Below are 12,231 nucleotides of genomic sequence, written 5' to 3'. Positions count from 1 at the left end.
TTAATTAAGATTAATTGGATTACCCAGGTAAAAATCAAGAACTTTTACTCTGAAAATATAAGTGTATTTTGCATTTAGCAAATTTGCCTGTGCATTGAAAAGGTTGTTCTGAGCCACCTGAAAATCCACTGAATTGATAGCTCCCAGATCGAATCTTTGTTGGGCTATCCGAAAAGTTTCCTCTAAACTCTCCACTTGCACCAGAGAGGATTCATAAGTCAATTGTGCGGCAAGGGCACTATTGTATGCAGTTTCAATATCATTCCTTAATTGATTTTCTGCCTCCAATGCAGCTACCTCAGAGATTTGCTTCTGGACTCTTGCTCTCTGTACGTTAGCCTTATTGCTTAGCCTGGAAAAAATCGGAATACTGAGTTGGAGGTTAACAGCCTCAGATAAGTTGTTTTCTATTTGCTGGCCGAAGGTTGGGCGCTCTGTGCCGTAAACCTGATCGACGTAATTGGAGAAGATATTTGCCCCTACACCAAGTGTAGGATAATAACCTGCTTTTGCCAATTTTACTCCATATTCAGCACTTTGGACATTCGCTTGTGCAGCTTTTATTTCTGGCATTATTCCCAAGGCTTGGTTGTAGATATCCCTGGGAGTTTCTGTGGCCATTAATAATTCATTTATTTCAAACTCAGGCTCAACTACAGAAAATTCTGGTGTATAAGGTATCTGCAGAGCCTGTGCAAGGTTAAGCTTTGCGATATTATAGTCATTTTTTGCATTGATCAAATTTACCTGATTTGTGGCATTTTGAGCCTGCACATCTAATTGGTCTGAAAGGGGAAGCGATCCTGCCTCTACTAGTTTGGTGGTTCTGGTCAGTTGGTCTGATGTAGACGCTAATTGATTTTCAGCCACTGTTACCTGCTCACGGTTGAATACCACATTAACAAAAAGGTTGATGATATTCAAGATGATGTCATTTTTGGTAGCTTCAATGTTATACATTCCGGCTTCCAAATCCACCTTAGACTGTTTAATAGAGTTATTGATTTGATTACCGGCATAGACGGTGACATTTGAGGATGCAGACACATTGATGTTACCAATACGGGCCGTTTCAAAAAGATTGGTTACCGGATTAATAGATCTACCCCATCTGTACCCAGAACTTGCACCGGTAGTCAGATTGGGATAGCGTTGCCCCTGATTCTGTAGTAGCGTAGCTTCGTTGGTCAGTTGATTTAATTCGCTTCTTTTTAACGTGAGATTGTTTTTCAGGCCAATAGAAACAGCGGTCTCAAGGTCTAAAGGACCAGCAGGCAGTGTAACTTCTTGTGCCAGGGATGAAAAACCAATCCCAATCGCTAAGACAAAGCTTAGTAGCAATTTTCTCATAGTATAGTTAAAGGTCAATGTCAGGAATATATATTAATTCTGTAATCCAGGATAATGATTTTAAATAATTTAAGGTAAGCTCTTTTATTCCAGAGTCCATTTCTATGACATGGCATGCCAGATCATGCTTACCTTTTCTTGATACTGACATGGTGGCAATATTGGCTTTTTCCTGAGCTATTACAGCTGAAATGAAAGCAATTGCCCCTGCTATATCCTCCGCCTTAATAATAAGGGTATGGTCTGCTGCAGAAAAATTAGCCACAAATCCATCAACTTCTGAGATGTTGATCACTCCGCCACCTAAACTTTCTCCCACAACTTCTACAGTTCTATCCCCTTTTTTGAGGTTTAGCTTTATCGTATTGGGATGGTGGATGGAAGAATTGCCAATCGATTTGAACCGAAAGGTGACTCCTTTTTCCCTGGCTATTTCGAGCGCGTTTTTAATTTTACCATCATCAGTTTTGAAGTCCATCAATCCTCCGATTATTGCACGGTCACTTCCATGGCCTTCATAGGTTCTTGCAAAAGAATTATAAAAAGTGATGGAAGCATCATCAGGAATTCCCCCCAGCACACGGATAGCAGCTCTGGCAATTCTGACTACACCAGCTGTATGGGAAGAAGATGGCCCTATCATTATTGGTCCGATCATATCAAAAACGCTACTTTTATTTGCCATCTGGGACTAATATTCCAATTTTGGTGCTAAGGTAAAATCGTTCATACGAATTCATGCTAAAAATGATATTTATTGTATAGAATGCGATTTAAATGGGGACATGTTTACATAGTTTAACATAGTGAAACGATAACAAAATGAGTTCCTGACCGATTATGAACAGTTTTATGAACGAAATCGAAACAATCTTTCAAAAATCTCCCACAAGCGAAACTTGGTCATGCCTACCTAGCACGAAACTTCCAAACCGTGCCATGAATTTTGGAGATGGTTTATTCGAGACCATGGTATGGATGAAAAGTGAAATTAGGTTTTTTGACAATCATATTCAACGATTAATGAGGGGAATGCAAATTCTTGGTTTGGATTCTGATGCTATTGATACGCTCGGGCTTCTGGATTTACTAACTGATAACTACCCTTCCCAACTAAAACGGGTTCGATGGACAGTCTATCGGGCAGGGTCAGGGAAATATACTCCTGAGTCTACCCGAGTGTTTCAGGTTTTACAGGTTACAGAATTTGCAGAGCCACCCTCGGTTAAAGAAAAAGTAGATGTTTCTGGGAAAATTCAGCTGTTTCCCACGCTTTGGTGTTCGTTTAAATCACTCAATGCACTGCCCTATGTCCTGGCCAATCAGGAAAGAAAGGAGCGGGGACTGGACGAAATAATCCTACTTGATTATAGAGGGTTTGTGTCGGAAGCCGGCGCATCAACGGTTTTTTGGATAAAAGACGGAATAGTATACACACCCTCTTTAAGCTGCAGCTGTATAAACGGCGTGAGCCGACAAGTAATCCTTGAGCATATGATCCAACATGAAATATTTTACCAGGAAGGAGAATTTAAACTTGTGGAATTAGAGAAGGCAGAACAGGTTTTTGTAAGTAACTGTTCTGGAATCAGCTATTTAGGGAGCTTTAGAGGCAGGAAGTTGTCCACAGTTCCTTTACAATTTTTAAAACTAATATTTCATTAATTTCAAATAGGTTCTTTTTATTGTAGACGTTATCATGAAAATATTATCTTTATCGGCTTATTCTAATAAGATTAGTCGTTTACCCAAACTAACTGCCCAAACCTAACCTAACAATTTATGCTCTTAGAACCTTTAGATTTAGCCGTCTTTATAGGCTATTGTTTGCTCATCATCGGGATGGGGATTTTTGTTTCCCGTGAGAAGAAAGGTCACGTAAAAAATTCTTCCGATTATTTTCTCGCTTCCAAAGCCTTGCCCTGGTGGGCGGTGGGAGCGTCTTTGATCGCTTCCAATATTTCTGCAGAGCAGTTCATAGGCATGTCCGGTTCTGGATTTGCTTTAGGACTGGCGATTTCCACCTACGAATGGATGGCAGCGGTCACCTTGTTGGTGGTGGCCATTTTCTTTTTACCGGTTTACATCAAAAAAGGCATCTATACCATGCCTGGGTTCTTGTTAGATCGATATGATACGCGGGTAAGAACCACGATGGCAATCTTCTGGTTGCTTCTTTATGTTTTTGTCAATCTTACCTCAGTATTGTATCTGGGTGCATTGAGTTTGAATACGATTCTGAATGTACCTATGGGCTATGGTATCTTTGGATTGGCCCTTTTTGCCATGATCTATTCCATCTATGGCGGACTTAAGGCAGTAGCTTGGACTGATGTAATTCAGGTGGTATTCTTGATAGCAGGTGGGCTTGCCACTACTTATATTGCGCTGCAAATGGTAGGTGGGGGTGATGCCTGGGAAGGACTTGGCTTGTTGAGAAGAGAGGTTCCTGGCCACTTTTCCATGATATTGTCCAAAGGTGAAATGATGATTCCAGATGGTGCCGGAGGTACTCGTGATGCCTACCTTGACCTTCCAGGGATCTCTGTGTTGGTAGGAGGTATGTGGATTACGAACCTTAGCTACTGGGGATTCAACCAATACATCACGCAAAGGGCGCTGGCAGCAAAAAGCCTGGATGAAGCCCAAAAAGGGATGATTTTCGCCGGATTCCTAAAGTTGCTTATGCCTCTTATCGTGGTGATTCCCGGTATCGCGGCATTCGTAATAGTCAATAATGGCATAGACGTGGGATTTATTGAATCAATGAAGGATCCCGCTACAGGCATCATCAAATCTGATAGAGCTTATCCTACCTTGCTGCAACTATTACCCGTTGGTTTGAAAGGATTGGCATTCGCAGCGCTGACCGCAGCTATCGTATCTTCTTTAGCATCTATGGCCAATAGTACTTCCACTATTTTTACCATGGATATTTACAATAAGTACATAGGAAAAGGTGCATCCGAAGCCAAACAGGTGAAAGTTGGTCGGATTACGGCATTGGTCGCTTTTGCTGTGGCATCCGTTGTTGCTCCGGCGTTGGGAGCTTTAGATCAGGCATTTCAGTTTATTCAGGAATACACTGGATTTATCAGTCCGGGGGTTTTTGCCATTTTCTTCTTTGGTGTATTCTGGAAGAAGACAACTTCAAATGCAGCTCTTACAGGAGCAGCTTTGAGTATCCCGCTTTCTGTAGTCTTAAAGATTGTTTTTCCGGCATTGCCGTTCATCGATAGAATGGGTGTCGTATTTTTGATTCTGGCTGCTTTGATGATCATCATCAGTCTGGTAGAAGGTAAAGGGAAAGACCATCCAAATAGCATAGAAATCACTAAAGAGCTGTTCAGGACCAGCGCAACTTTCAAAATCGGTGCGGTCCTGATCGCGGGAATTACTGCAGCTCTATACATCGTATTCTGGTAAAAAACACAGTTAAATGAGACGTTTATTATTAGGGATTGACATTGGGAGCTCCTCTGTCAAAACCTCTTTACTTGATGCCGATTCTGGAAAGTCTTTATTCTCCAAAGCTTTTCCTGAAGAGGAAATGATCATTGATTCCCCTGAAAAGGGCTGGGCAGAACAAGATCCGGAGATTTGGTGGAAGTATGTGCAGCATTCCATCCGCTTTGTGCTTAGTAAGACTAAAGTGAAAAAAGGCGAGCTGAAAGGAATTGGGATTGCTTACCAGATGCATGGATTGGTATTGGTGGATAAGGATCAAAACGTCCTGAGACCATCCATTATCTGGTGTGACAGCCGTGCGGTGGGAATAGGGGAAAAAGCCTTCAAAGAGCTAGGCGAAGAATACTGCCTTAAAAATTTGCTGAATTCTCCTGGGAATTTCACTGCTTCCAAGCTCCGCTGGGTGATAGAGAATGAACCTGCTATAGCAGCTAAGATCCATAAAATGATGCTTCCGGGTGATTTCATTGCAATGAGATTGAGCGGGGAGATCTGTACTTCGGAGACAGGGTTATCAGAGGGGATATTCTGGGATTTTCAAAAGAATGGTTTGAGTGACAAAGTTCTCGGGAACTACCAAATCTCTAAATCCTGGATTCCTGATGTGGTTCCTTCTTATTCTATTCAGGGAAGAGTGTCAGCGTTAGCATCTGAAGTTACAGGACTTGAAGAAGGGGTTCCTATTTCATACCGTGCCGGAGATCAGCCTAATAATGCTTTTTCCCTTCAGGTATTGAAGCCTGGGGAATTGGCCACTACAGCCGGAACTTCAGGGACAGTGTATGGAGTCGCGGATAAACCACTTCATGATCCTTTGTCCAGAGTTAATACCTTTGTACATGTAAATCATTCCATGGAAAATCCATCGTATGGAGTTTTACTTTGTGTGAATGGTACAGGTATTTTGAATAGCTGGCTGAAAAAAATAATGGGTGCAGGTCATATTGATTACGATGAAATGAACACGCTGGGAAGTTCTGCTCCGATTGGTTCTGAAGGACTGACGTTTATTCCTTTTGGGAACGGTGCGGAGCGCATCATGCAGAACAAACCCGTGGGCGCTCACATGCTCGGTTTGGATCTTCTAAAGCATGACAAACGGCATATGATCCGTTCTGCACAGGAAGGTATTGTATCAGCACTTACCTTTGGATTCCGGATTATGCAGGAAATGGGACTGGATCTGAAGACTGTCAAGGCAGGGAAGGCAAATATGTTCCTTAGCCCGGTTTTCCGTAAGACTTTCGTTCATATGAACAGAGTGGTTCTCGAACTGTATGACACAGATGGCGCTCAAGGGGCAGCCAGAGGGGCAGGGATCGGAGCGGGAGTGTTCGCTTCTGAGACGGAGGCTTTTGCGGGATTGGAATTGTTGGAAACAATAGAGCCAAACGAGCATTTCTTTGACCCTTATGAAGAAGTTTATTCCACCTGGAAAAGCCATTTGGAAGCAATCCAAAAGATGAGTATATAATTAAATTTCAAACCTATAAAACCTAATAAACCACAGTAAAAATGTCAAAAACTTATTTCTCTTCAATCGATAAAATCCCTTTCGAAGGTAAGGAAAGTGATAATCCATTGGCTTTTAGATTTTACGATGAGAATCGTATCATCGCCGGCAAAACAATGAAGGAGCACTTTAAATTCGCAATCGCTTATTGGCATTCCTTCTGCGGGACTGGTGGAGATCCATTCGGACCGGGTACGATTGTTCATCCTTGGGATGCGGCTGCTGATCCAATTCAGCGCGCTAAAGACAAAATGGATGCTGCTTTCGAATTCATCACAAAAATCGGAGCCCCATACTATTGCTTCCATGATATCGACTTGATCGATGAAGGACCTACCTTGGGAGAGTACGAGAAAAGAATGCAGATCATTACTGAATACGCTAAGCAAAAGCAGGCAGAAACAGGTGTTAAATTGCTTTGGGGAACCGCAAACGTTTTTAGCAATCCCCGTTACATGAATGGTGCTTCCACCAATCCGGATTTCAGTGTGGTATCCTGGGCAGGCACTCAGGTGAAAAATGCAATTGATGCGACGATTGCCTTGAATGGTGAGAATTACGTGTTTTGGGGAGGGCGTGAAGGTTATATGTCCTTGCTCAACACAGATATGAAGCGTGAAACGGAACACCTTGCCAAGTTTTTGACCATGTCACGTGACTATGCCAGAAAGAACGGTTTTAAAGGAACATTCTTTATCGAGCCTAAGCCTATGGAACCGACCAAGCACCAGTATGATTACGATGCTGCCACCGTCATAGGCTTCTTAAGACAGCATGGACTGGACAAGGATTTCAAATTGAATATCGAGGTAAACCATGCCACCTTGGCGGGACACACGTTCCAACATGAGCTTCAAGTATGTGCTGACGCCGGTATGCTGGGTAGCATTGATGCCAACAGGGGTGACTATCAAAATGGTTGGGATACCGATCAGTTTGCGATGAACTTGCAGGAAATGACTGAAGCCATGCTAGTATTGTTGACCTCAGCAGGTATCCAGGGCGGTGGAGTTAACTTTGATGCAAAAATCAGAAGAAACTCAACTGATATGGATGATCTATTCCTGGCCCATATCGGAAGTATGGATGCTTTTGCGAGAGGGATGCTGATCGCCCAGGACATTCTGGACAAGTCTGATTACTTGGAAAGAAGGAAAAACCGCTATGCAAGCTTTGATTCCGGAAAAGGAAAATCCTTTGAAGAAGGAAATCTTACCTTGGAAGATTTGAGAAACTATGCTGCTGAAGTAGGGGAGCCTATTCAGACAAGTGGTAAGCAAGAGTACTTCGAAAATCTTCTAAATAGATTTATCTAAGTATCTTTTATAAATAATTTATTAAAGTCCGGTTGAGTTGCTTCAATCGGACTTTTTTGTTGAAAAAGATTGGATCTTCAATAAGATATTTCCTTTAATTCTCATAATTTGGCAGCCCTAGTTTACCGTGTATGAAAGGATATGTGATTTGTGGAATAGTATGTTTGATGATGTTTTGGACCGGATCGGTAACCGCTCAGGACGAAGTAGAAAAACTTGTGTTTCGAAACCTTGACGAAAACCTGGGTTTATCCAATTCAAATATCCTGAGTATGGTCAGAGATGCAGATGGCATGATGTGGTACGGCACAGCCTATGGCCTGTACCGATATGATGGCACACGCACGAAGATTTTTTTGAATACCAAAGATTCAACTTCCATCTCTCACAATAATATACTCAAAATTTTCATAGGTCCAGGAGATAAGCTATGGATTAAAAATGTAAACGGGATATTTGATATTTATAATCCTGAAAATGAGCAGTTTTCAAGAGGTCTGAAAGTATTTTCCAGCATATATCATTTAGCTTCTGATTCTGTTGGGGTGTTGATGAAAGACCGCCAAAGTAGATTCTGGTTCACACACCCGGCCAAAGGAATCAGCATTTACGATGAAGAAACCAAGAAAACGGTATATGTACAGAAGAACGGTAACAAGGGAAGTCTTTTTTCCAACCAGGTAGTAGCAATTGCAGAAGCCCCTGATGGATTGGTATGGGTGGTCCACAGTTCTGGAGTCATCGATTTACTCGATCCAAACCGTCTCATAGTCACGCAGACGCTAAGACTTCCGAAAGATGAAATTCCATCTTCAGCAACTTATGAGATTTTGATTGATTCCGATGGAGATGCCTGGATATTTGATCCTGAGCGGGATTTGGGAGTGTTCAGGGTTGATGGGTATTCGCATGAAGTCCGGATAAACCAGGAAAACAGAGGGGAGTTTCGCTTAAATAATAATATGGTGAAAACCATTGTGGAGGCAAAAGTGGGGCAGATTTGGCTGGGGACAGACCATGGCGGGATCAATGTCCTTAACAAATATGATGGGACAGTCAACTACCTTGCGGGTGAGAATTCGCAGGATAATACCATGCCTCACAATGTTGTTTACTCCCTGTATAAAGACAGCGAAGATATTATTTGGGTAGGCACCCACAAAAAAGGGGTTGCCTATTATCACCAGGGGCTGCTGAGGTTCTCCCATGTCCGCAAAAACTTTGCTGATCCGAATTCTCTTCCTTTCAATGATGTAAATTCTTTTGCTGAGGATAGCTTGGGCAATCTTTACATAGGGACTAATGGGGGAGGGCTTTTTTATCATAACAGAAAAACCAATACCTATAAAGCCTTCAGGCATAATCCTGAAGATGCCAAAAGTCTGACTGGTGATGTCATTGTGGATCTGATGATCGATCATGAAGGGATTCTCTGGATAGGAACCTATCTGAATGGCTTAGGAAGCTTTGATGGAAAGGAATTTAAAAATTATAATTACCCGTCTGAGAATGAATCAGGCATTCCAGGGCCTAGTATTTGGAAACTTTTTGAGGACAGTACCGGGAAAATCTGGATTGGCACGCTCCGTTCCGGTATATCTATGTTGGATAAGGACAGAAAAGAATTTCATAATTATCCAGCTGGAAGCGCACCGTTCTTTACGAACAATCAGTATATAACCGGTTTTGCAGAGGATAAACAAGGGAATATATGGGTGTCCGGAGGCAGTGGTCTGAATAGACTGAACTACCAAACAGGAGAAAGCGCTTTTTATTCAGAAACTCAGGGAAACGGTCTGATAGATTCTAATATCAGTGATTTGTATGTAGACGTAGAGGGAATATTATGGATTTCGACCTTAAGCGGTCTGTACTACTTTGATTCATCAGATTCCACCTTTATCCACTTCGGGAAGGCCGATGGATTACCGACAGATTATCTGGTGGACCTTATTGAAGACGGTGATAAAAATCTCTGGATAAGTTCCCAAATGGGATTAAGCTATGCGGAGATAAACAGAAATGTGACTCCGTTTTCGGTTACCTTTCAGAATTTTGATCAAAAAGATGGCCTTCAGGCAGCACTCTTTAATAAGAATGCAGCGTTAAGGACAAGTAAGGGAGAATTTATTTTTGGTGGTCCAAATGGCTATAATATCTTTAAATCTGAAAATTTTGCATTTGAACGGAATAACCCGGCTGTGGTTTTTACGGATTTCCAGCTATTTAATGAGGAGGTCAAGGTTGGTGAGCGTCTGAGTAATCGGGTACTTCTTACAAAATCATTGGATAAAATGGACCAGCTTGTGCTAAGGCATGACGAAAATATTTTTTCCATTGGCTTCAGTGCGTTGAATTTTCTTTATCCGGAAAAAAACAAATACCGTTATAAGCTGCTTGGCTTCAATGATGACTGGATTTATCTCAATGATGATCTTGCAAAAGTCACCTTCACCAACCTCGATCCGGGCACCTATACCTTGGTAGTGCAGCCGGGTACTGTTTTGGATGGATGGAGCTTAAATGAATACAAATTGGATATTAGGATTCTGGCTCCGTTCTGGAAGACTCCTATTGCCTATTTTATGTATGCAATGGCAATTTTTGCCCTAATATTCTATTTCAGACATCAACTGTTAACCAGGCAACGGGAGAAATTTGACAGGGAGCAGGCGATGAGGGAAGCCAAACGTGTTCAGGATCTGGACCGGCTGAAGACCAAATTTTTTACCAATCTAAGCCATGAGTTTAGGACACCGCTATCCCTGATTTTGACTCCGACCGAGCATTTGATTTCCGGGACTGAAAATACGGGTTTGCTTAGCCAATACAAGATTATCCAGCGAAATGCAAGACGCTTACTTAAACTGATTAATCAACTTTTGGATGTCAAAAATGTAGAAAATGGTGGTTTGGCGTTTCATCCTTCAGAAGGTGATGTGATTCAATTCATCAAGGAATGCGTTGCTGACTTCCATGAACTGTCGGAGAATAAGCATATCCATCTGAATTTCGAAACAAACACACAAGCGCAGCAGGCGATTTTTGATCCTGACAAATTGGAGAAAATCCTGTTCAATCTGCTCTCCAACGCATTCAAATTCACCCAAGAAGATGGTGCTATTACGGTGACACTTGAATTGCAGCAGGAAAATGAGGAGAAGGGAATTTTGATTCTGTCGGTATCAGATACCGGAATCGGTATTTCTAAAGAAGACCAGCTGAAGATTTTTGATAGATTCTACACTACAGAAGGGCATAAGCAGCAGCTAAATCAGGGAAGCGGCATCGGTTTATCTTTGGTCCAGGATTTTGCACGTACGATGAACGGAGAAATCACTGTAGAAAGTGAGCCAGGTATGGGGACTGTATTTTCCCTGACTATCCCACTGGCCCTGATTATCCCTGAAAACCTGGACGATGAAGATGAAGAAACCTCACTTTCAGTAGGTGAATTGAAAGACATAATTCTTATTGCTGAGGATCATGTGGAATTTAGAAATTACCTGAGAGATTGTCTCTCGGAGACCTATCAGGTTATTACAGCAACCAATGGGGCGCAAGGCTGGGATCTGGCCCAGCAGCATATTCCTGATTTGATCATTTCTGATTTGATGATGCCTCAAATGGATGGGAAGGAATTTTGTCATAAAGTGAAAGGGGATATTAAGACTTCACACATTCCCGTGATCTTGCTTACGGCCAAAAAATCCGAAGAAACGATGGTTCAGAGTCTGGACAGCGGCTGCAATCTATACCTGACCAAACCGTTTAATCTGGAGATTTTGCAGCTTAGTGTAAAGAATCTTTTGCGTGAGCGAAAAGTGATCCAGGAACAAAACCGAAACAAGATCCAAATCAATGCATCAGAAGTAAATGTAACTTCACTGGACGACCAGCTGATCCAAAAAGCGGTAGCATTGGTAGAAAAGTACATGGAAGATCCTCAGCTTTCTGTAGAATTCTTAAGCAAGGAGTTAGGGATGAGCAGAGTGCATTTATATAAAAAGCTCCAATCCATTACCGGCAAAAGCCCGATAGAGTTTATTCGCCTGATCCGTTTGAAACGTGCTTCTCAGCTTTTGGCTAAAAGCCAACTCAATATCTCAGAAATTGCGTACATGGTAGGCTATAACAACGCCAAGTACTTTGCGAAGCATTTCAAAGCGGAATTCTCGGTACTTCCTTCGGAATATGCGGTCCGTCAGCAAGAAATAGCTGCTGGATGATCTTATTTCTAAGGTTTTTTAAGCATAGTATCCCTTGATTTCCATACGATCTCTTAGAAAGAGTTCCACGATTTCCTGCCAACAACTCCATCTTGGTCCTTTCAGCTTCGACTAACCACACCATTACGCTACTCATCGGTATCTAGCTGTTTGGCATTTGCAATATGGGACGACTGATCACAAGGATTTGAAATCCACTTTATAAAGGTTTAGAATCCCAAATTCCGAACAACGCACTAATAATGTTGAACAACCCGACTTTTTAAAGATACCTTTTGCCCGTTGACGGACAAAAGTGTCTGATTCACGCCGTGGTAAATCGGTTTGATGACCGAAATTAGCCTGTTTTCGCAGA

7 protein-coding genes are annotated in these 12,231 nt (G+C 42.0%); 5 read left to right on the top strand and 2 right to left on the bottom strand.

All coding sequences use genetic code 11. The annotated features are described in order from the left end of the window. Both AS141_RS12800 and sdaAB read right to left on the bottom strand, forming a co-directional pair. Entirely contained in the window at positions 1–1,350 is a 1,350-nt protein-coding gene (locus tag AS141_RS12800; RefSeq protein ID WP_057938056.1) for a TolC family protein, read from the bottom strand. 7 nt (positions 1,351–1,357) lie between these two features. Further along, complete coding sequence (gene sdaAB / locus AS141_RS12795; RefSeq protein ID WP_057938055.1) at positions 1,358–2,035, bottom strand: L-serine ammonia-lyase, iron-sulfur-dependent subunit beta; 678 nt, start codon at positions 2,033–2,035, stop codon at positions 1,358–1,360. Positions 2,036–2,289: 254 nt separating this feature from the next. On the opposite strand from sdaAB, the gene AS141_RS12790 reads away from it, so the two are divergent. The 5 genes from AS141_RS12790 (at position 2,290) to AS141_RS12770 (ending at position 11,876) form a co-directional block, all read left to right on the top strand. After that, on the top strand, positions 2,290–3,015 hold the full coding sequence (locus AS141_RS12790) for an aminotransferase class IV (protein ID WP_157243466.1): 726 nt from the start codon (positions 2,290–2,292) through the stop codon (positions 3,013–3,015). A 117-nt stretch (positions 3,016–3,132) separates the two neighbouring features. Continuing rightward, positions 3,133–4,776, top strand: a complete 1,644-nt coding sequence (locus AS141_RS12785) for a sodium/sugar symporter (protein WP_057938053.1) — start codon at positions 3,133–3,135, stop codon at positions 4,774–4,776. A 13-nt stretch (positions 4,777–4,789) separates the two neighbouring features. Further along, the gene (locus AS141_RS12780; RefSeq protein WP_057938052.1) at positions 4,790–6,292 is read left to right on the top strand and encodes a xylulokinase; all 1,503 of its coding nucleotides are present in this window, start codon (positions 4,790–4,792) and stop codon (positions 6,290–6,292) included. Between the two features lie 41 nt (positions 6,293–6,333). After that, positions 6,334–7,647 carry a xylose isomerase gene (gene xylA / locus AS141_RS12775; RefSeq protein ID WP_057938051.1) on the top strand — a complete coding sequence of 438 codons (1,314 nt, stop codon included), beginning with the start codon at positions 6,334–6,336 and terminating at the stop codon, positions 7,645–7,647. A 131-nt stretch (positions 7,648–7,778) separates the two neighbouring features. Beyond that, complete coding sequence (locus tag AS141_RS12770) at positions 7,779–11,876, top strand: hybrid sensor histidine kinase/response regulator transcription factor (protein ID WP_057938050.1); 4,098 nt, start codon at positions 7,779–7,781, stop codon at positions 11,874–11,876. Positions 11,877–12,231 lie beyond the last annotated feature (355 nt).

This window comes from Algoriphagus resistens, from assembly GCF_001442615.1.
Taxonomy (GTDB): domain Bacteria; phylum Bacteroidota; class Bacteroidia; order Cytophagales; family Cyclobacteriaceae; genus Algoriphagus; species Algoriphagus resistens.
Note: the sequence above shows the minus strand (reverse complement) of the source record. Positions and strands in the feature narration are given on the sequence as shown.